The organism is Caloranaerobacter sp. TR13 (assembly GCF_001316435.1).
Classification (GTDB): Bacteria; Bacillota; Clostridia; order Tissierellales; family Thermohalobacteraceae; genus Caloranaerobacter.
The window spans coordinates 156598-178679 of sequence record NZ_JXLL01000002.1; the positions used below are offsets into that span (position 1 = coordinate 156598).

The 22082-nt window shown below is 26.9% G+C and carries 17 protein-coding genes; 7 read left to right on the forward strand and 10 right to left on the reverse strand.

Annotation, left to right across the window (positions count from 1 at the left end):
• Positions 1–167: 167 nt before the first annotated feature.
• Together TR13x_RS03820 and TR13x_RS03825 are read left to right on the forward strand one after the other, a co-directional pair.
• The gene (locus TR13x_RS03820; RefSeq protein ID WP_054870576.1) at positions 168–2303 is read left to right on the forward strand and encodes a ribonucleoside triphosphate reductase; all 2136 of its coding nucleotides are present in this window, start codon (positions 168–170) and stop codon (positions 2301–2303) included.
• Between the two features lie 96 nt (positions 2304–2399).
• Positions 2400–3086: an anaerobic ribonucleoside-triphosphate reductase activating protein gene (locus TR13x_RS03825; RefSeq protein WP_054870577.1), complete on the forward strand. Its 687-nt coding sequence runs from the start codon at positions 2400–2402 to the stop codon at positions 3084–3086.
• Between the two features lie 28 nt (positions 3087–3114).
• Here the strand turns inward: TR13x_RS03825 and TR13x_RS03830 are convergent, their stop codons facing one another.
• The gene (locus tag TR13x_RS03830; protein ID WP_054870578.1) at positions 3115–5085 is read right to left on the reverse strand and encodes a methyl-accepting chemotaxis protein; all 1971 of its coding nucleotides are present in this window, start codon (positions 5083–5085) and stop codon (positions 3115–3117) included.
• A gap of 140 nt (positions 5086–5225) precedes the next feature.
• On the opposite strand from TR13x_RS03830, the gene TR13x_RS03835 reads away from it, so the two are divergent.
• Positions 5226–6611, forward strand: a complete 1386-nt coding sequence (locus TR13x_RS03835) for an aldehyde dehydrogenase (RefSeq protein ID WP_369813264.1) — start codon at positions 5226–5228, stop codon at positions 6609–6611.
• 55 nt (positions 6612–6666) lie between these two features.
• Here TR13x_RS03835 and TR13x_RS03840 read toward each other — a convergent pair whose 3' ends face one another.
• The 3 genes from TR13x_RS03840 to TR13x_RS03850 all read right to left on the reverse strand — a co-directional run bounded on the left by TR13x_RS03840 (position 6667) and on the right by TR13x_RS03850 (position 9718).
• Positions 6667–6927 carry a hypothetical protein gene (locus TR13x_RS03840; protein ID WP_054870580.1) on the reverse strand — a complete coding sequence of 87 codons (261 nt, stop codon included), beginning with the start codon at positions 6925–6927 and terminating at the stop codon, positions 6667–6669.
• Positions 6928–7097: 170 nt separating this feature from the next.
• Positions 7098–7895: an ABC transporter permease gene (locus TR13x_RS03845; protein ID WP_054870581.1), complete on the reverse strand. Its 798-nt coding sequence runs from the start codon at positions 7893–7895 to the stop codon at positions 7098–7100.
• A 200-nt stretch (positions 7896–8095) separates the two neighbouring features.
• Positions 8096–9718 carry a recombinase family protein gene (locus TR13x_RS03850; RefSeq protein ID WP_054870582.1) on the reverse strand — a complete coding sequence of 541 codons (1623 nt, stop codon included), beginning with the start codon at positions 9716–9718 and terminating at the stop codon, positions 8096–8098.
• A gap of 230 nt (positions 9719–9948) precedes the next feature.
• Between TR13x_RS03850 and TR13x_RS03855 the strand changes: the two genes are divergently transcribed.
• From TR13x_RS03855 to TR13x_RS03865, 3 genes are all read left to right on the forward strand, one after another.
• Entirely contained in the window at positions 9949–10143 is a 195-nt protein-coding gene (locus TR13x_RS03855) for a hypothetical protein (RefSeq protein WP_054870583.1), read from the forward strand.
• Positions 10144–10609: 466 nt separating this feature from the next.
• The gene (locus tag TR13x_RS03860; protein ID WP_054870584.1) at positions 10610–12859 is read left to right on the forward strand and encodes an McrB family protein; all 2250 of its coding nucleotides are present in this window, start codon (positions 10610–10612) and stop codon (positions 12857–12859) included.
• Positions 12852–14132, forward strand: a complete 1281-nt coding sequence (locus TR13x_RS03865; RefSeq protein ID WP_054870585.1) for an McrC family protein — start codon at positions 12852–12854, stop codon at positions 14130–14132. The genes TR13x_RS03860 and TR13x_RS03865 overlap by 8 nt, the downstream gene beginning before the upstream one ends.
• 178 nt (positions 14133–14310) lie before the next feature.
• On the opposite strand, the gene TR13x_RS03870 is transcribed toward TR13x_RS03865, so the two are convergent.
• The 6 genes from TR13x_RS03870 to TR13x_RS03890 all read right to left on the reverse strand — a co-directional run bounded on the left by TR13x_RS03870 (position 14311) and on the right by TR13x_RS03890 (position 20392).
• A complete protein-coding gene (locus TR13x_RS03870) occupies positions 14311–15126 on the reverse strand; it encodes a hypothetical protein (RefSeq protein ID WP_054870586.1) in 816 nt (271 codons plus the stop codon).
• A 307-nt stretch (positions 15127–15433) separates the two neighbouring features.
• Entirely contained in the window at positions 15434–17065 is a 1632-nt protein-coding gene (locus tag TR13x_RS03875; RefSeq protein WP_054870587.1) for a recombinase family protein, read from the reverse strand.
• Complete coding sequence (locus TR13x_RS03880) at positions 17028–18596, reverse strand: recombinase family protein (RefSeq protein ID WP_054870588.1); 1569 nt, start codon at positions 18594–18596, stop codon at positions 17028–17030. The genes TR13x_RS03875 and TR13x_RS03880 overlap by 38 nt, the downstream gene beginning before the upstream one ends.
• A 3-nt stretch (positions 18597–18599) precedes the next feature.
• On the reverse strand, positions 18600–18737 hold the full coding sequence (locus TR13x_RS11120) for a hypothetical protein (protein ID WP_161802924.1): 138 nt from the start codon (positions 18735–18737) through the stop codon (positions 18600–18602).
• 289 nt (positions 18738–19026) lie between these two features.
• Positions 19027–19827 (reverse strand): PD-(D/E)XK nuclease family protein, encoded by an 801-nt coding sequence (locus tag TR13x_RS03885; RefSeq protein ID WP_054870589.1) that lies wholly within the window; start codon positions 19825–19827, stop codon positions 19027–19029.
• Positions 19828–19930: 103 nt separating this feature from the next.
• Positions 19931–20392 (reverse strand): helix-turn-helix domain-containing protein, encoded by a 462-nt coding sequence (locus tag TR13x_RS03890; RefSeq protein WP_054870590.1) that lies wholly within the window; start codon positions 20390–20392, stop codon positions 19931–19933.
• A 465-nt stretch (positions 20393–20857) separates the two neighbouring features.
• Between TR13x_RS03890 and TR13x_RS03895 the strand changes: the two genes are divergently transcribed.
• Positions 20858–22000, forward strand: coding sequence for a hypothetical protein (locus TR13x_RS03895; protein WP_054870591.1), 1143 nt, complete (start codon positions 20858–20860; stop codon positions 21998–22000).
• The last annotated feature ends 82 nt before the right edge of the window (positions 22001–22082 follow it).

The window sequence follows — 22082 nt, forward strand, 5'->3', positions numbered from 1 at the left end:
AACAAATAAAGAAAAGTATAGTTCTGTTTTACTAACTTCATTTATTTATAAATATAAGTTTAAAGTCGGATTGAAAAAAAATAGTTATTATTTTAAAATGGTATATGTATATATACTATATATATGTATTAATTAAAGATACACCACAATATAAAGGGGTTGATTACTTGGTAGCTCGAGTACAGAAACGGAACGGAAACATTGTTGATTTTGACATTCAAAAAATTGAAAATGCAATTTTTGCTGCTGCAAAAGCTGTAGGGGGAGATGATAGGAAAGAGGCAAGAAGATTAGCTGAGATGACAGCTAATATATTGGAAGAAGCTTTTGGTGCTGGGGTACCTACTGTTGAGAACATACAAGATATTGTTGAGAAAGTGCTTATAGAAGAAGGGCATGCTAAAACAGCTAAAGCGTACATATTATATAGGAAAAAACATGAGGAATTAAGAGATGTTAAAAATCTTTTCATGGATGCGGAAAAGATGATTGAAGAGTATGTATCTTTAGAAGACTGGAGAATTAATGAAAATGCAAATATGGGGTTTAGTTTACAGGGGCTGAATAATCATATTGTTGAATCTATAACTAAGAAATATTGGCTCAATAAAATTTATAGAAAAGAATTAAGAGATGCTCATATTAACGGGGATTTACATATACATGATTTAGGACTATTAGCTCCATATTGCTGTGGTTGGGATCTTGAGGCATTATTAATTCATGGTTTTAAAGGTGCATCTGGAAAGATTGAGTCTAAGCCTGCAAAACATTTCCAATCTTTTCTAGGACAGATAGTGAACTGGCTGTATACTTTACAAGGGGAAGCTGCTGGAGCACAAGCTATAAGCTCACTTGATACTTACGTTGCACCATTTATTTACTATGATGGATTAACTTATGAGCAGGTTAAAAAAATTGTACAGAGTTTTGTTTTTAACTTAAATATACCAACTAGAGTAGGTTTTCAGACACCATTTACAAATATAACTTTAGACATCACACCTCATCCTATGCTTAAAAATTTACCTGTTGTAATTGGTGGTAAACGCATGGAAAAAACTTATGGAGAATTCCAAAAAGAAATGGATATGTTTAATAAAGCACTTTGCGAAGTTATGATGGAAGGAGACGGCGCTGGAAGAAGTTTCAGTTTCCCAATACCTACAATAAATATAACCAAGGATTTTCCATGGGATTCTGAGGTTGCAAACTTAATTATGGAGATGACTAGAAAGTTTGGTACTCCTTATTTTGCTAATTTCATAAATAGTGAAATGTCACCTGAAGATGTTAGAAGTATGTGTTGTAGACTTAGATTAGATAATCGTGAATTAAGAAGAAGAGGCGGTGGATTATTTGGAGCTAACCCTCTGACAGGTTCTATAAATGTAGTGACATTAAATATGGCTAGAATAGGTTATTTATCAAAGAATAAGGAAGAGTTCAAAAGAAGAGTTAGAGAGCTAATGGAATTAGCCAAAGAGATATGTGAAACAAAGAGGAAAGTATTAGAAGGCTATATGGAAGCTGGATTATATCCATATTCTAAATTCTATTTACAAGGTATTAAAGATGCAGAAGGAGAATATTTTAAAAATCATTTTAGTACAATAGGACTTAATGGAATGAATGAAGCTTGTGTCAACTTATTTGGTAAAGATATTACAACTGAAGAGGGAAATGAATTTGCAATCGAAATAATGGAATTTATGAATAAAGTAATTCAAATTTTTCAGGAAGAAACGGGAAGCTTATGGAATTTAGAAGCTTCACCTGCTGAAAGTGCATCATATAGATTTGCAAGAATGGATAAAAAGCTTTATCCAAAGATATTTACTCAAGGAGATAAAGAACCGTACTACACAAATTCAACTCAACTTCCTGTAGGCCATACAAAAGATATTTTTGAAGCTGTTAGTTTGCAAGATAAGCTGCAGAGCTTATATACAGGAGGAACAGTTTTTCATGGTTTTATAGGCGAAGAAATAGATAGTGTTGAGGTGGTTAAGGCTTTAATTAAGAAAGTGTTTGAAAATAGTAAAATACCTTATTTTACAGTAACACCGACATATAGTATTTGTCCTGAACATGGTTATATAAGTGGAGAACATTTTAACTGTCCAGAATGTGGAAAAGAAGCTGAGGTATGGACTAGAGTTGTTGGTTTTCACCGTCCAGTTCAATCATGGAACAAGGGTAAAAAAGAGGAATATAAAGATAGGTTAGAATTTGATACGGAATATAGTATACTAAACGATAGGTCTAAAGATGAAAATTCTTTAATTGCGATTAGTGGATAATGTGAAAAGTTTTATAAAAACTTATATTTTCCGTTTTTAAATTGGCAAATAGTGAATGACGAACGACCAATGACAATAATTATAGAGGGTGCTGTTATGAATTTTAAAGGACTACAAAAATCTTCTTTTATTGATTACCCAGACAAAATTTGCACCGTATTATTTACAGGAGGATGTAATTTTAGATGTCCATTTTGTCATAATTCTTTACTTGTCAAAAACGAAGGAGAATTTATTTTAGAAAGAGATATATTAGAGTTTTTGAAAAATAGAAAGAAAATGGTAGATGCAGTATGTATATCAGGTGGAGAACCGACTTTACAGAAAGGATTAGTAAGCTTCATAAGAAAAGTAAAGGATATAGGATACCTTGTAAAACTTGATACGAATGGAACTAATCCTGATGTAATTGAAAAGCTTTTAGACTTAAGGCTAATAGATTATATAGCAATGGATGTTAAAGCTCCTTTATTTAAATATAGTAGTGTAACTGATGTAATGGTGGATATTAATTCAATACAGGAAAGTATTAAATTGATTAAAAATAGCAATATAGATTATGAGTTTAGGACTACTGTATGCAGAGAATTATTAGACCAAGATGATATTATAGAGATTTCAAGAAATATCAGTGGAGCCAGAAGATATATTATCCAGAATTTTAGGGATAGAGAAACGGTATTAGCTGGACAAGGAAGATTTACACCTTATTCAAGGCAAGAGTTATTAGAAGTTGTAAAAAAGATAAAAGGTTTATTTGATGAAGTAAAAATAAGATTTTAAAAAAGAATGGCTAAAAAGCCATTCTTTTTTAAAACTTAAATTTTCTTACTTCTTCTTCAAGATTAACGGAAAGTTCAGCTAATTCTTGAGCTGCAGCAGATATCTGCTGAATTGAAGCTGTTTGCTCCTCTGTTGAAGCTGCTACTTCTTCAGCACTTGCAGCTGATTCTTCTGAAACGGCTGATATACTTTGGATTTCATCTACCATATTATTAGTTTCATTTTTAACCATTTCAATAGCTTCAGCTATATCATTAACTTGATGCAATATTTTATTTATAGAATCAGAAATTTGATAAAATGCATCAGTTGTATTTTGGCTAAGGCTTTCTTGCTCTTTGAAAACTTCCAACGTATTTCTTGTATCTGATACAACATTTTTTATATCTTTGATCATATCTGTTAATATACTGTTTATTTGTTCAACAGAGTCTTGAGATTGTTCTGCTAGTTTTCTTATTTCGTCAGCAACAACACTGAATCCACGTCCAGCTTCACCTGCTCTAGCTGCTTCTATAGAAGCATTTAAAGCTAGTAAATTTGTCTGTTCTGAAATAGAGCTTATAAGATTTGTTATCTGACTAATTTTTTCAGATTTCTTATTTAGGTTTTCTATTGAATTAGAAACCTTTCTAATTGACTCAGCACTCTGTTTAAGTTTACTATTTTGGTCATTAATTATTTCAATTCCACGATCAGCTAATAATTTGGATTCATTTGATAGTTTAGCAGATTCTATCGATTTATCAGAAATAGTTTCAATAGATTTCAATATTTCATTAACAGAATTAGATGTATTTTGAATACTAGTAGCTTGTTCACTGCTACCAGAAGCAAGTTCATCAATTGCTATAGCTATTTGTTCTGATATTTTACTAACCTGAGATGAAGATTCTGAAAGATTTAACGCTGATTTATTAACTTTTTCAGAAGCTATATTGATATTTTTTAATAGATTTTTAAGGTTATTATTCATCTCTTTAAAGGCTAAAGCTAATTTTCCTATTTCGTCTTTGCTTTTTATATCTATATTTTGAGTTAAATCTCCTTCTGATAACTTATTAGCAAAAGCAACCAATTTTGCTATCGATCTTGTTATACTTAAGGAGAATATGTATCCAATTGCTGATGCAGCTAAAATAATTATTAATGTTATTATAAAAGTAAATAATCTAGCTTTGTTAAGTGGAGCAAGAGCTTCTTTAAATGGCTGTTGAACTATTACGCCTCCATTAAGAATAGGCACAGGTTTATATGAACCATAGTATTTTATACCATCAATTTCATATGTTATAGTTCCAGTTTTATTTTTAAGAACTTCTTTTACAGGAGCTATATCAGAATATGATTTCCTTTCCTCGACTATTTTTTTATTTGGATGAGCAAGTATTTTACCCTCAGAATCTACAACAAAACTGAAACCTGCTTTGCCAATAGTTGTCTCTTTTCTAAACCTTTCAATACAACTTAAATCAACTGTACCACCTAATATAGCAATCATTTTATTGTTACTATCAAAAACAGGAGTTGCAATTACTAAAGCTGGTTTGCCAGTAGTTTTTGAGATCAAGACATTACTTACTACTGTTTTCTTTTTTTCTTTTACATCTTTTATGTACTGACGTTTAGATAAATCTGAATAAATAGTTTTACCATCAGACCTTGCTATTTGATAACCTTTTAAATTGGTTACAAATAGTAAAGAAAAGTCATTTTGTTTGGTTTGTATGGCTTTTAATATTTTGGTTTGTGAGTCTCTGTCTAAAGAAATAATCCCCTCAAGATTAGAAATTGATTCTAATAATTTAATTTTTTCACTTAGAAATGTTTCAATTTGTTTTGATAAAATGTTAGATAGGTTACTGCTAGTATCTTCTAATTCATGCAAAATAGTATCTTTCTGATTAAAATAAGAAATTAATCCAGATGTTGCTGAAGATAAGAATACTAGTGTGATAATTATAAGAATAATTTTTGTTTTTAGCTTTAAATTTTTCAATTTAATCCTCCTAACAATTTAAGTGGTATATAATAGAAATATTCGACAAAATATGAGTAAATCCTTCAATCAGTTTTAAGAAGATTAATTTACTTTTTTATGGGTAATGTGTATATTAATATATAAAAATTTTTAATAGAATAGGGGAATTTAGTATGGATGAAATTAAAAAATTAATCGATAAACAGAAAGAATATTTTAGAAAGGGTATTACTTTAGATGTTAGTTTTAGAATTAATAAGCTAAAGGTATTAAGAAGGGCAATAATAGAAAATGAAGGTTTAATTTTAAAAGCTTTAAAAGAAGATTTGAATAAATCCGATTTTGAAGGTTATGAAACAGAGATAGGAATTGTATTAGATGAAATAAGGTATATTATGAAGAATTTAAAATCTTGGGCTAAGCCTAAAAGGGTAAAAACTCCTATAACTCAATTCATATCAAAAAGTTACATTTATTCAGAACCTTATGGCATAGCTTTAATTATTGCTCCTTGGAATTATCCGTTCCAGCTAGTGATGGCTCCACTTATAGGATCTATTTCTGCAGGAAATTGTTCTATTATAAAGCCTTCTGAATATGCACCAAATACTTCTAAGGTAATTTCTAAAATTATTTCGGATAACTTTGAAGAAGAATTTATAGCTGTAGTTGAAGGTGGAATTGAAGTAAATAAGGCCCTTCTTAAGGAAAAGTTTGATTATATTTTCTTTACAGGCAGTGTTAATGTAGGCAAAATTGTAATGGAAGCTGCTTCAAAGCATTTAACACCTGTTACGCTAGAACTAGGTGGAAAAAGTCCATGTATAGTAGATGAAGATACAGATGTAGATTTAGCAGCAAAGAGAATTGTATGGGGTAAGTTTTTAAATGCTGGACAGACTTGTGTAGCGCCTGATTATCTATATCTTCACAAGAATATAAAAAACCGTTTTATAAAAAGTGCTGTTAATTTTATAAAAGAATTTTTTGGAGAAAATCCTCTAAAAAGTGTAGATTATACAAGAATTATTAATATAACACACTTTAATAGATTAAAAAAGTTTTTGAAAGATGGAAATATATTATATGGTGGAGATTTTGACGAAGAAAAACTATATATTGCACCGACAATAATAGATAATATAACTTGGGAAGCTTCTGTAATGCAGGAAGAGATATTTGGACCTATTTTACCTGTATTAGTGTTTGAAGAATTAGATGAAGTAATAAAAACTATTAATATACATCCTAAGCCTTTAGCTTTATATTATTTTTCAAATGATAAAGAAAAGCAGGAACGTGTAATAAAAGAGATTTCATTTGGTGGAGGATGTATAAATGATACTATAGTACACCTAGCTACACCTTATCTTCCTTTTGGTGGTGTTGGTAATAGTGGTATGGGTAGCTATCACGGCAAAGCGAGCTTTGATAATTTTTCACATAAGAAAAGTGTTTTAAAAAAGTCTAATTTGATAGATATCCCTCTTAGATATCCTCCATATAAAGGTAAGATTAAGCTATTAAGAAAGATTTTAAAGTAATTTAAAGCAACCAAATTTTGGTTGCTTTTATGCTTTATTTTAATCAAAGATTTTGTTATTTTTTATATCTAAATGGATGAACAGTAGAAATTTCGTAGTTAAAGTTAAATAGTTCTGGATAGTTCATATAAAAGTTACCGTTTATAGTGGAAGAAGTATGAGTATAAGGCATTGTATTTTCTCCACTTGTAATATTTGTGTATCCTTCTGGTGTTACATCAGTGTATAATGTCCCCATTTGTTCTTTTATTTCAGCTATATTTTTCAATTCAACAGGTTTGGGAGCTTGTAAATTATTGTTTTTTGGTTCTTTCATATTTTACACCTCTGGATTATAAGAATTTAAGAAGGCCAGGATTATCCCTGACCTTTATTTTTTTCTAATAAAATATGACTTCTAACTAAATCTTTATATTTATTCTTTGTATTATAGAAAAAAATATGCTGAATATTTACAGCAATATAGAAATAAATTAGACTTATTATTTATTGTTTCCATTTCATGAATTTATTCTCAATAAAAGCAACTCCTTGATACATTACAGCAGCGAGTATTGCTAAAATAAATACATTTATCATCACTAAATCTAATTTAAACACTTGAAAACCATATACAATTAAATAGCCGATACCTGCTTTTGATACTAAGAATTCTCCAACAATAACTCCGACCCAAGATAGACCAATGTTAATCTTTAAAGCACTAATCATTGTAGGTACACTTGCAGGTATTATGACTTTTGTTAATATTTGGAATTTAGTTGCACCAAAGGTTTTTAGCATTCTTATTTTATCCTCATCTACTTCTTTAAAGCCGTTATATACATTCATGATAGTTATGATAATAGATACAGCAATTGCAGTTGCTATAATACCAGTATATCCAGCACCAACCCAAAGTATTAAAATTGGTGCTAATGCGGTTTTAGGTAGACTATTTAATACTACAAGATATGGGTCTAATACTTTTGAAATGAAATCCGACCACCATAGAAGTATAGCTACTAAAATACCTAGAATAGTTCCGATAGTAAAACCAAATACATTTTCCATAACAGAAATTCCTATATGTTCAAATAGAGAACCATCTTTCAAAAGCTTTATAAACAAATTCCAGATTTCAGATGGATAACTTGTAAGGAATGTATCTATCCAGCCTAGTCGGGCTGAAATCTCCCATAAAAACATGCAAACAATTATTATTGCAATTTGAGTAATTTTAATAGTTATTTTTTTCTTTCTAAGTTTTTTGATATATTCTTCATGCTCTTTAGACATGAACATCCAGCTCCTTCCATATTTTATTGAAGTAGTACCTAAATTCAGGAGCTTCTCTACTTCGCATAGGTGTTCTAATACCATCTGGGCAGGTTAATTCAATATTAACTATATCTTTAATTGTTGCTGGCCTTTTAGATAATACTACAACTCTGTCTGCTATAGATATAGCTTCTGCTATGTGTACAAAAAGACAGAAAAGGGCATTACTGCCCTTGGTTATAACCTACTATATTTATTTCTAATTTTCTACCATCCCACCAAATCTTATCTATTATTTGATTTAGAAACTTCTTTTTTTCTTCAAAGTCAAGTTTATCTACATTATTAGAGAAATCTTTTATTAATTTTAGTATTATGTCAATATTGTTTTTTTCTAGTTCCGTTATTTCTTTGTTTTCATCTAGGTTTTCTAATTTTGTTTTAATATCAACAATTTTGTTATCAAATTCTTCTATCTGCTTAATTATGTATTTAGCAGCTTTAGAATCTTGATTTCGAGATAATTGTAATGTTAAATTATTAATTGCTTTTTTGTATTCTAGTAATTCCTTTTCAAGCAATTCTTTTTCAGAATCTTGATTATTTGATTTTTTATTTAACTTTTCTTTCATCTCATAAAGGTATTTATATATATCACTTTCTTTATAGCTAATTTTTTTAATTTCGTTTATTACGTATTCATCAGCTAAACTTCCATTTAAGTTTTTTATGTTACATTTAGACCCCTTAGACCTTTCTTTAAGTAAACATTTATAGTAATAATAGGTTGAATTTTTTCTTCTGGAAACTGTTATTCTCATTTTAGATCCACAGTTTTTACACCTTAATAAATTAGTAATAAGTCCTATCTTTCCTTTTCCTGCTTTAGGAGCTTTTTCTCGGTTTTTTTCTAATAAATTTTGTACTCTTATCCAGTCTTGAGAAGGAATAGTACCTTTGTGTTTTCCTACTGCAACTATCCATTTAGATTTATCATTTTTTATAACTCTATTTCTTTTTTCATTATGTTTGTTGAAAACCATTAATCCATGAATACCATCAAATTCTTCTTTGTTACTAGCTATATCAGAATTATTTTCTTGGAAATATTCATATATTAGCTCATCGGCTATTACATAAACTGGATTAGTCAGTATTACTTTTAATATGCTTTTATCGAAATATTTACCATTTCTTGTTTTTATATTATTTTCTAAAGTCCAGCTTTCAAGTTGGGTAAGAGAACCAAGCTCAAGGAATTTATAATAAAGAGTTTTAACTAGCTCTAATTCTTTCGATATAGGGGATAGTTTATACATTTTCTTTTTACCTATTTTTTTGTCATCAACGTATATAGGTTGACTTTTAAAACCTGTAGGAGTTTTGCCTCCTAACCATCTTCCTGTTCTTGCTAACTGATGCATATTATCTCTAATCCTTTCTGCTATTGTTTCTCTTTCAAGTTGAGCAAATACTGAAGTTATATACATCATTGCTCTACCCATGGGAGTTGATGTATCAAACTGCTCACGGATTGATACAAAATCTATATTGTTTTTCTGAAGAAGTTCAATGAGGTTAGAGAAGTTTGTTATATTCCTACTGATACGGTCAAGTCGATAGCATATAAGGATATCAAATTTTTTCTTTGAAATATCTTTAAGCATTTTTTGAAATTTAGGTCGGTCAGCATGTCCTCCAGAATATCCTTCATCTTCATATATTAGAAACTTGTCTACATTGAAGTGTTTTTCTGCATATTCTTTACAGAGTTCTATTTGGTTTTTAATAGATTCTCCTTTATCTGTATATTTAGATTTCCTGGAGTATATAGCGATAATAGACAATTATTTCACCTCAATGAACATATTTTCATATTTATGATATGAAAATTAGAATGTAATTATTTAAGGTAATGTTTATATGTAAATAGATATAATGGTTGATATTACATTAAATGCAAATTTGTTTTAACGTATGACAATAGACAAGCTTATATATTGGTTGGTTATTAAAATAAGCAAAGGGAATAGGACAAACAAACTCTCTAATATGATTCATTAGAGGGGGAGATGAAATGAAAAATCAAGAAATTGAAGTTATCGTTAATACTCCAGGTGAAGAAATATTACAAGAAATGATAGCAAAAGCGATAGCGAGTATTGTTATAGATAGGATTAATGGTGTTGGTATAAAGCAAAGAAAATTAATTTATAAAAGAATACTTGAAGATTCTAATAATAAAAGGAATGAAGATATATGTAATTTATAGTATATTAGTACAAATTAATTTTTTGATAATTCTTACTAACTAAATACAAAAAACATATTAGATTTTTTATTAGAAACTTGATTGTAGAAGTACTAATGTTCACTAAAGAAAGTTGATGTTAGAGGGATTTAATTTAATTATTATTTTTAAATTTTACAATTGTGGTAACGTGTTAAAAATTGATAGTGAAGTTATTCTACTTAGACTTATAATATTATACGTTGTTTAAAATTACTTTAATTACTTTTAAAAAGCTATGCAATAATTTTTAATAGCTAAAATACATAAAGAAAGTATTAGAATTCAAAGTTTTGTATATGTGATTTTGTTTTAAGTTCTATTTTTAAAATTATATTTAGTAACTATTACTAATAAAAATTTATTTATATTTTTAAACAAAATGAAGGTATAATTTGACACATATAGAAATTAAAACAAATAAGAAATAGAAAAAGGAGGATTAAAAATGAAAATTGATGAAATGATTAAGATTGCATCTGCTATGAATATTTCTAAAGAAGTAATTGAGAAAAATGAAGAAGATAGAAAGGCATTTGTAAAGAGATTTCCGCTTGACAGATTGCTCGAGATGTCTATAGAAGAATATGCTGACACTTCATCAAAAGATTGTTTCATTTATTGGTTAGAGTTTAAAAATATTTTAGCAGGAATTGGTGGTGGCAATGCAGCTAAATTTGGCATTTACAGGTCAAGTGACGGAAATTATGTTACAGGTACTGGAAAAAATAAACGTATTTTAAAAGGAGAAGAATTAGAAAAACAATTTAAAAATTTAAAGTCTAAGATATATAAAGCGATTATTTTGGCAAAAGAAGACAAAATAGAGGAATTACAAAATTTAGAAGTACCAATTTGGAATATGGTTTTACAAAAAATATTACTTATTTATGTACCTGAGAAGTTTTTAAATGTTTTCACGCCAGAATGTTTAATACCATTAGCAAAAAACTTGCAATTACAAAATATAGTACAAATTAATTCTGATAATTCAGTTGTTCTTAATTACTACATAACAAAAGAATTAAGAAAATATTCTCCATTTAATGAATGGTCATATTACGAACTTGGGGCATTTGTTTGGAATAATTATCATTTTAAACCTAATGAATCATATTGGTTGATAGAATATATATATGGGGAGAATGATTCTAAATTAGAAGAATTTATAAATAAAGGTGTAGTTGGAATAGGTTTTTTAAATACAGACTTAAGTGAATATATTACTAAAGATTTAAAAGATGTAAAGGTATATATTAAGGAAAATGCTAATACAAAGAGTGCAAAAGACGCATTATTAGAGTTTATAAAAATTAAAGAAGGGGATTTTGTTGCTTTGAAATCTACATATACTATTATGACAGAAAAAAATAGAAAACAGTCTGTTATAAAAATATCTGCTATAGGTAAAGTTGAAAAGTCTTTTGATGAAGGGTACAGGTTTGACACTGAGCTTGGTCATACTTTACCTGTAAATTGGATAGATAAAAGTCAAGTTGAATATTTAAATTATACTAGATATAAAAAAACAATAAATAAAGTAACAAATATAGAAGCAATTAAGCAATTTTTTAATAAAATAGATACTCCAATGGAAGAAGATATTATAACAATTAATAGGACTAAAAAAAGACTTAATAAAAATATAATTCTTTATGGTCCTCCAGGTACAGGAAAAACATATATCGTTATGAATAAAGCTCTTGAAATTATTGATAGTGAGATGTATTCAGATATTATTACTTCTGATGATAGTGAATCTAGAGCTAAAGTAATTGATATTTTTAATGAGCTTATAAGCGAAGGGCAGATAGGTTTTTGTACTTTCCATCAAACATATTCTTATGAGGATTTTGTTGAAGGTTTAAAATCAGATGACAAAGGAGGTTTTCAACCTCAAGATGGTATATTAAAAGAAATTTCATATAGAGCAATGTATTCAGCATTAATTGATAAGAATAAAAAAATAGATTTAACATATGAAAGTATTAAAGAAGAGGTAAGAAAGAATATTAATGACAAAACAAAATTTGATTTTAAGAAAGCTAATAAATTTGTTCTAATTATTGATGAGATAAATAGAGGAAATATATCTAATATATTTGGAGAACTAATAACTCTATTAGAAGAAGATAAACGATTATGTGAAACAAATCAAATTACTGTTACGTTACCATATTCAAAAGAAAAATTTGTTTTACCACCTAATCTTTATATTATTGGTACAATGAATACTGCTGATAGATCCATAGCTTTATTAGATATTGCTCTTAGAAGAAGATTTATATTTGAAGAAATAATGCCTAATCCTAACTTGTTAGAACCTATAGAAGATATTGATTTAGTAGCAATGCTAGAAAAAATTAATAGTAGGATAGAATTTTTATATGATAGAGATCACACCATAGGGCATGCGTATTTTATGAATATTGAGACTGTAGAAGAGTTAATAGAAGTATTTAGAAATAAGATTATACCATTGTTAAAAGAATACTTCTATGATGATTGGGAAAAAATCGGACTGGTTTTAGGTGGTATTGGAAAAAACTCTGATGACGATTATATAGTTTATAAAAGTAATATTGATATTGATGAATTATTTAATAATAGTAGCTTAGCATCTAAATATCAATCGAGAGTTCAATATAATATCAAGGATTCTTTTGGTGTTAAGGAGCTGAAAAAAATCTATGAGTAGGCTCAAAAAAATAATCATAAGAGAAAGCTATGATTGGATAACAATTGATAGCAATAAAGAAGGTAGCATAACAAAAGAAGAATATGAAGATCTTATAAATTATCTTGATAATAATTATGAAATAGATAAAATAGTTCAAATAGGATTAAATAAATTAAGATTTATTAATTATGTTGGCTTTATACAACTTCCTTCAGTTTATTTAGAAATATTACCTAAACTTTCTTTAGATAATAATATACATGATTTAACTAAAGATAGAAATATGTTGATGTTTATGTTATCGAAAGTAGGCTATTTTCCTGTTAGTTTAAGCTATAATTCATTTCAGAACTATAATAAATATAATTTGATAGAATTATTTGCACATTTTTTTATAAATGAGCTTCAAAGAGGGATTAACAAAGGTTTACATTATGAATATATTAAGGTCCAGGATAATCTAAACAAACTTAAAGGTAGAATAATAATAAAAAACCAAATTAGATATAATTATTCTAAGAAATATAAAGCTTTCTGTGAATATAGTAAATTTACAATTAATAATTTCTTGAATCAAGTATTTAAAAAAACAATAAAGTTACTAGTTACCAATATAAATAATATAGATTTGAAAAAAGATATAAAAATTTTACAATCTTATTTTAAAGATGTTGATGATATAGTTATTAACTCTGATAAGCTAAATAAAATAATTTTTGATAGACAAAATGAAAGGTTTAAAATTCCTTATCTGATAGCAAAATTTATTCTTTCTAATTTAACTTTTAGTAGTAATGTTGGATTAAATCAGAGTTTTTCTTTCCTTTTTGAAATGAATACTTTGTTTGAAATGTATATTGCTAAATTAGTGAATGAGATTTGGAGTAATGATGGAGAATATACTTCTATTCAAGATAATGTAAAATATCTTTTGATTAATGTTAACAATGAAAGAAATAATATTAAATTAAAACCAGATATAGTTCTATATAAAACAAAATTTAATAATAAGAGGTCAGCAAAAGTGATTATTGACACTAAGTGGAAACATGTTGACAAAGTACAACAGAGTGATATATATCAAATGTATGCTTATATTACATCTTATAATGAAGCGAGTAGATGTATCTTACTTTATCCTAGAGTTTATACAGATAAAGATTATCCAATATGGAGGATAAAAAATACTTCTGAAAAGAAATTTATAGAAGTTAGAACTGTAAGATTAGATAGTTTTACTAATACCATATTTGACTTAAAAAAAATAATTTATGATAATACTATTGGTTAAAATATAGTAACTTTTTACTTCATAAATTAGTTAATTTCAGTTAAATCGTTTAGGAGACTAAAAAGAAATTAATAAAAATGCAACTGAAATTAAAGGATCATAAATTTAAATATGTTAGCAAGAAAGCATAACTTCTTTTGTAGTAAAGAAGTTATGCTTTCTTTTAGTATTAAATAATTTATTTAGAAGTAATGTTTTCATCATCTAATTTATCTAAGTTACTTTGATAAAGAGCTATAAGTAAAGCAGTATTAATAGCAAGGGATTTGTTGTTTTTTATATTTAATTTGTCTTTCATTACTTCTAGAGTTTTATCTAGAATTTTAGAATTAATATTAACAGATTTCTTTCTTTTCTCACTAGCGTAAATAGTTATCAACTCATTACTTAAGATATCAAGCTTTTTATATGGATTATCTTTTTTAATCAAGTCTAATGATTTTTGTATTTTATTAATTTTTCTATTCAAATCATTTATATTTTCATATATAGTTTCTAAGTAATTTAGGATTCCCTTTAAAGTAATATCATTGTTAGTCTTTTCGTGTTGAGCTTTTCCATCATTCTTTTTACATTTATCATTATTCATGTTTACTTCGGTATCTTTCTGTTGTATTGAGGTATTAAATAAATTTAATTGAACTGCATCGTTTTTATCTTCATTTGAACTGGAATTTGTGATAGTCTCTCGAGTATTTTCAGAGTCATTCTCCTTGGAATTATTATCATTTTTATTTAAATCAGTATTTTGAGGAGAATCTATTTTACTTTCCTTCTTAGATGTGTCTATATAAATTTTATTTTTAGGATCCCACTTTTTTTCAAGTTCAGTCTCTATTTTGGATACTATAGTGTGATAGTTGTAGATTTTTTCAGTTTTGTTTTTTGCTTCATCTTTTAATTTTTCTTTTATTTGATGTGGATTCATTCCTTTAGATACGCACTCTTTTATTATATTTATTTCTTTCTCAGAATAATGTCTTATATTCACCATTATATCACTTCCTATTTTATTTATATTACAGAATATTTGAAAATGCTAACTTTTATGACTAGTTGAGCATATACAATTTTGTAGTTTTCAAAAATAAAATAGGTTTTCAAATTAAAATTCAAAAAAATTTTCAATAAGGGAAGTAGTACTTAAAATTGAAAATATTAAATTTTAATTAGGAATAAAATTTTTTTCATTTTAAATAGGCAATATGCCGTGCGTAGTATACTACGCATGGTATATTGCCTATTAATTTTATACTTATAATCTTCGACAAAAAAATCCCCCTATTTTTTAGGGGGTAAGACTATAAGTCATTAATTGGAGCTTTAAATATAATTTCCATACTTTCTATAGAACCATTTTTAGAATTATCCTTTTTAATAATAACAGAGTCTATCAGCATATCAATTATAATTCTTTTTTGAGTTGTTTCTAATTGAGGAAAATCTACCTTTATAAACTTATTAATTGAATTTTTTATTTTATCAATTAATTTTTCTTTTTTCCCAACATTGCAAAATTCTCTTATTTGCTGATTAAGCATATCTTCTTTATATTCAAGCTTTGATTTGAATTCGCATAATATATTCAATTCATTATTTAGTTCACGTTTTTCGGTATCAAGAATTTCAATTAAATCTTTAAAAGTTTCATTGGATATCATTTCTTCTAGTTTACTTAATTTACTTTTGATTTCATGGATTTCTCCATCTAAATCATTTAGCTGACTATTAACATCCTGCAATTTTTTATTGATTACTTCACAGTATCGGTTATAAAGATTATTTACTATGTCTGAATTCAATATTTTAGAAAACTCTTCAACAAATATATTTTCAATAATAGTTTGTTTTACAATGAAATGAGATTGTCTTCCATCTTTAGTTTCGCATTTGTAGACGCTTGGTCTTTCATTTCCATATTTATCTTTACCATAGTTTTTAGGCTTCATGAATGTATTACAGTGACCACAAATTAATTTATCCCTTAAAAGAAATGGAGTATTGTAATATTTAGGATCTTTAGCTTTACTTTTAACATATCTAAGCTTTTTAGAAATATGCCAATCTTGGTCAGTAATTATATTTGCACCTTCAATAATAGGTGACCTAATGATGTTTTTATTATTTGTTTTACTACGTCTGTTCCAAACTATATATCCTATATATGTTTCATTTTTAATAATTCTTTCGATTTTATCTTCAGTCCAATGATGTCCATGTTTATCTTTTTTATTAAGTTCTTTGGCTATTTTTTTGTAACTATATCCATGATTATTATATAAATTGAAAATTTCTTTAACGTATTCCTTCTGGATATTTGAAGGTTTTAATGTTTTTCCCTTTGAACCGTTGCTTTTTAATACATATCCATAGGGAGTATGATAACTTACCCAGTTTTTGTTTTTAATACTTTGCACAAGACCTGATTTTACTCTTGAAGAAATGAGACTTGATTCAAGTTCAGCTATACTTCCTAAAATCAATTCAAATAGTTTACAGAGTCGTTCGTTTTCAGAAAGTAGATTTTCACCTTGCTTGGTATAGTGTATTTTAACACCACATTTTTCAAAGAAAAATCTTAATGCTACAAAGAGTTCAAAATTCCTGGCGAGCCTATCTCTGCTGAATATTATTAGGTGACTGAATTTCTTTAATTTAGCCATTTTCATGATTTCTTTAAGTTCAGGTCTATCTTTAAGAGAATCATATAAATTGCTTGAATAATCAAATTCTTCGATTTGTGTTTTTGAAGCTGATTTTGTTTCTTCAAAATATTTGATGATTTGGAGATTGTTTTCTTCACAATATTTATTAGCATATTCTCTTTGAACATCTATAGAATTTCCTTTATCTTTTTGTTTTTTAGTTGAAACTCTTAGATAACATACAGCAAGGTTATTTTTCTGTGTATATGGTTTCGATTGAGTAGCCATTTTTATTAGATTTATTGATCACCACCTTATGAACTAGATTTGATAATAGCTCATGTAGTTCTCTCCATCTTTCTATGAAAAATTTAATATCTTCGTCATCGATATTACTCATTTCAAATTTAAAAATATTTAGGTTTTCATATCTGTAAATGAGTTCTCTTAATAATCGACCTAACGTTGATATTTCTTTATTGCATGCAATTTTTTCGTCATTTAATTTTTTTAACTCATCATGTAAACCTTTATTATTAGGGTTATTTATTAGCAAATGAATTTTTTCTCTAATTTTAGCATTTGTATTTGCGATATTTTTCTTTTTATTATTTATTTCTTTTTCTAATCTTTTGATTTCAGCTTTAATTTTATTTTTTATATTTTCGTTATTGCAATCATGTATTAGTTTTGGTATTAACATTTTTAATATCTCATCTTGAGTAAGTTTTGTACAGCCTTTATTGCATGTATAATATTCGTTACCTATGAATTTTTTTAATCTTTTATTACAGATGCCACAATATAGGAGTTTTTTAAAAAGATATTCGGGGGCTTCTCTTTTGCCTTTTATTTCTTTAACTAATGTTTTTACAACTACTTTTTTCCAGAAATCTATATCAATTATTGCTTTATTTATGTTAGTACATTCTATTAAATCTTTTTCATTAAGATCATATTTATTTCTTTTTACATCATAATAAAACATATCCTTTAGTTTAATATTAGAATCTATTGGCAATTTTTTAGCATAAATTGGTCTTTTAATTATTGATTCTATAAATTTTTGAGTGATGTTTCTGTTATCTATTTTTATTTCTTCTTCTATTAATTTAACTAAACTATTTTTTGTAAATGTTTTTCCATTATTATCTTTTTTACCAATTCTATCTATATTTTCATAATAGATTTCAAATATTTTTTTTATGTTTTCTGCTTCAGCTTCGTTAATAATATAGGATTTATTTTCTTTGATGTATTTTAAGCCATAAGGTACATATTTGCCGTGAGAATATTCTCCTCTTTCTCTTTTTTTCTTTTTACCAGCTTTTGTTTTTTCTGATATATTATCAGGTTCAAAAGTACTGACTGACATTATTATATTTCGGATAAATTTTGACATATAGCTTTTATCAAAGATATTAAGCTCACTTTCATTTACATAAATTGTTCGTATATCATGTTTTTTAAATATACTTTGTATTCTTAGAAAATCATCTATCCTTCTTGATAATCTATCCATCCTAATGACTACTACAGTTTTAAACATTCCAGCATAAAGATCATTAAGTAGATTTACAAATTCTTTTCTTTCAAGATAACTTTTATTTCCAGATACTTCTTCCTGATAGACTTTATAGAGTATTAGATTTTCATCTTTAATCTTTTTACTACATACTTCAATTTGATATTCAAGGGAATAATTTGAGTTTTTAATAGATTTTCTTGCATATATAGCAGCATATCTATATGGATCGTATTTTTCATTTTCTTTATCCTTAATAGTAGCATTTTTGCAATTTAAATTTGCATTTGTCACTTATTATGTATCGCCTCCTTTCTTGCTGAATATTTCTTTTTCAAGGAAATATTCTACTAAAAAGTTAATGAATCTTACTTTAGCTTCTTTATCATCTTTATATTTAATTTTTATGTTAGTTATTTTCATTTTATCTTTCATAATTAGCTCCTCCTTAAATATACTAATATACGGTTGTATTTATAATTCATAGGAAATTATATTCCTTGTTAATATTGTAGATATTATGAATATAATTTCCATAATGAATTTCAACAAAATCATCCTTGATTTATTTAAATTGAAGATTTTGTTATATCTTTTTGTGTTAAATGGAAAGTGTTTTAATTTAAAAAATTACAAACAATTTTTTATTATACCGTTATAAGAAATGGTTAGAAGTTTAAAATGGCATTTGAGTCGTTTGGCTAAGATTTTGTATATTCTTACATTAAAAAACAGTATTCAACTTATTTTTACTTTTAAATTCTTCTAGGGAATTTAACACGATTAAATTATGATTTTTAGTGTCTTCACAGATTTTGTAATATTCACAATTAGAGTTGCAGTAGCTATTGGGAGTAGCTTTAAAATTAGTTTCAGTACATATATGGTCGCAAAGTTTGTATATAAACTCAGTAGCTTTTTCAATCAAATCATCAGTAAGGTCTTTCGTAATTTTTTTATTTTCATAAAGGTAGTATAAGCTAACTGACTTAGGGAAGTACCCAAGTTTTTCTTTGGCTAGAATTAAATATACTGGCAGTTGAATTTTATCTATTGGATATATTGTTTTCCCAGTTTTATAATCCAGAACTTCAACAATACCATCTTTTCTAATATATACTTTATCTAGCTTTCCACAGAGGATATAGTGGTCCATTTCCTTATAAATCATTTGTTCTATTATTAAATTCTTGCTGCCTATATCCTTTGGGTTTTTATAGTACTGAGTAAGAAGCTCTAATCCCATTTGACCATATTCTTTTTCCTCTTTAATTGAACTATATCCTTCTCTTATCCAGTTTTTTCTAAGTAGATCATGCAGTATATCTAAAGTTTTATATGACTCATCTGTAATCATGTTGTAGTCAGCAAGAGTCATATGCATACTGTTACCAAAGGATATATACTTATTTGAGATGGTTTTTCCTATATCAATTTTATCTAGGTACTTGTACTTAAATCTTTTTTTGCAAGATAAGTAAGTTTTAATACTTGTAGCACTTAGATATATCTTATTTGTTGCCATTTTGATACCTCCTTGAGATTAGAATGTGCAGAAAAACAGATATTATTCATTTTTATGAAAATAATTTCATTTTTGTAGAAAAGCAAAAAAATAAATAAAGCCTCTAAGTTGAGACTTTATTTTCAATAACATCTAGATCTTTAATAAAATTGAGTTCTTCTAGGATATGATTAGTGATATAATCAATTGCTTTTGTATTATAGTCATACTTTGACATTGTAGCTAAAAACAATATAAAAATTTCATTAAGTTTTTGATTTATGTAATCTATTTTTTCATTTGTTTTATTATTTTTATCTTTTAGTATTTTTTTTAGTTCTTCTTGAATACTTAAATCACGGATATCAATATAGTTTGATTGTAGCAGTTCTCCTAGCGAAACATTTAATTCTTTAGAAATTTTTAATAACAGTTCTAACTTAAAAACATCATGTCTTCCATTTTCAATATTATTAACAAGCCCTGTTGATATATTAAGTCGCTTCGCTAATTCAGGTGTGGATAGTTTTTTCTTTTTTCTATATTTTCTGATTTTTTCACCCAATTCCACATATATATTAGGCATGTCCGATACCCCCTTGGTAAGGAGTATTGACAGAAATGAGGATTATATACGGGTATTTGATTAAACATCTAAATGTTTGGTAAAATTTTCACTTTGTTAGAAGGAAATGTAAAATGCAATGTAGAATTAATCTGTAATTGTAAATTATACCCAAGAGATTTGAAGTTAAGAAGAGATACAGAAAGAATAATAGATGAATTAGTGATAAAAGGTATTTGCATTTTACCATAATGATTAAAGAAAAATTAAAGTTTTAGATAATAAATTGTTAAAAATGCAAACTAAAACATTCATAAAAATATATACAGCTATAGAGGAGTATTGTTTAAATTTACAATTTAGTTATTACAGCAACTTAAGTAGTATTATTAACATAATTATGCTGATAGTAAAATGATATTAATTATGCTTAATAAAAATAGGAGGAGTTTAGAACAACTAAAATGAACATGGGGGGAAATTTTTGTGAAAAAAATTGAGAACAGATTTTTAGTGGCGTTCCCGGATCCTATAATTGATATAGAGATGTTATCAGCTGCCGCTTTATTATATTTTCAGAAACCTATAGCCTTAACAATACCTCCTGTTGTAATTCTAGAAGAATCTTATGAGATACTATCTTTTATAAAAGTCCGTAATCCTAAATGGTCAACAAAATTTAATCAAGTATTTGATTTATGGATATATCAGCAAAAATGTTTTAATAAGGTGATGGAAATTCTTGAGCCTTTAAAAGGCAAATATTTAAAAAATATATGGACAGTATACCCTGCAAATAATGAAGCTATGGAAAAAACAACTGAATTAATAAAGTCAACTAATTTAACAATTGATTCAGTATTTAATATGATAAACCCAATTAATGCTTCTGGAGAACTAATTCGTCATATATTATTAGAAGCTTATTTAGAGCAAGGAAAAGAAATGAATGCTTTATATGAGTATTGTGAAGAACTTTTTACAAAACAGAAATTAGAGTATTTACTTGTAAAAAGTTATTTATTAAGGATGAATATTTTAAAAACTATGAGTGTTTCTACACCTGTTTTACTTACTAATGAAGCTATATGGAATAGTCTTTTTAATCAGGAGTTAAATACTGATACTAATTTAGATAGAGACATAATTTCGTGGGAGTTATTTAGACAATTGATATCGCCTAGATTAGATCCATTAGATAGAAAAAAGGTAAAAGTAATCAAAGAAATTCTTGAAGAAAGACAAGAAGAGATTGATAGGCTTAAGCTAAAATGCTACGCATTAACAGAAAAGATAAAGCCTGTAATAAAATATGAGCAGCTATCTTCAAAAGTTGCAAGTATAATTAGGTCAGAGGTTGAGAAAGAAATATCTGATTTACTTAAGCTTGATAAAACAGCTCTTGAGGATTTATTTTATGATGTATTTTCTGATGAAAAAACTTGGTTAGCTATTATATATTTCATAGATGGAGTAATAAATGGAAATGTCAATATAACTACAAAAGGAGCAATTTTAGCTTTATCTTTTATAGGTGCTAAATCTGTGAAGTCTATAGGAGAAAGAATGAAAAAACTTAGGCAAAGTGCATTTGGGCTTGTTTATACAATTTCCAGAAAAATAAAATAACTTTATTTCTAAGTATAAAAAAACAATCCGTAACATAGATTTTATAAGAGTGTACTGGGATAAGTGTTTAAGTACATGTATA

Coding starts and splice junctions, on each gene's coding strand:
- TR13x_RS03825 (WP_054870577.1), top strand. CDS start 2,400: ATGAATTTTAAAGGACTACAAAAATCTTCTTTTATTGATTACCCAGAC.
- TR13x_RS03840 (WP_054870580.1), bottom strand. CDS start 6,927: ATGAAAGAACCAAAAAACAATAATTTACAAGCTCCCAAACCTGTTGAA.
- TR13x_RS03845 (WP_054870581.1), bottom strand. CDS start 7,895: ATGTTCATGTCTAAAGAGCATGAAGAATATATCAAAAAACTTAGAAAG.
- TR13x_RS03855 (WP_054870583.1), top strand. CDS start 9,949: ATGAAAAATCAAGAAATTGAAGTTATCGTTAATACTCCAGGTGAAGAA.
- TR13x_RS03860 (WP_054870584.1), top strand. CDS start 10,610: ATGAAAATTGATGAAATGATTAAGATTGCATCTGCTATGAATATTTCT.
- TR13x_RS03865 (WP_054870585.1), top strand. CDS start 12,852: ATGAGTAGGCTCAAAAAAATAATCATAAGAGAAAGCTATGATTGGATA.
- TR13x_RS03870 (WP_054870586.1), bottom strand. CDS start 15,126: ATGGTGAATATAAGACATTATTCTGAGAAAGAAATAAATATAATAAAA.
- TR13x_RS03875 (WP_054870587.1), bottom strand. CDS start 17,065: ATGGCTACTCAATCGAAACCATATACACAGAAAAATAACCTTGCTGTA.
- TR13x_RS11120 (WP_161802924.1), bottom strand. CDS start 18,737: ATGAAAGATAAAATGAAAATAACTAACATAAAAATTAAATATAAAGAT.
- TR13x_RS03885 (WP_054870589.1), bottom strand. CDS start 19,827: ATGGCAACAAATAAGATATATCTAAGTGCTACAAGTATTAAAACTTAC.
- TR13x_RS03890 (WP_054870590.1), bottom strand. CDS start 20,392: ATGCCTAATATATATGTGGAATTGGGTGAAAAAATCAGAAAATATAGA.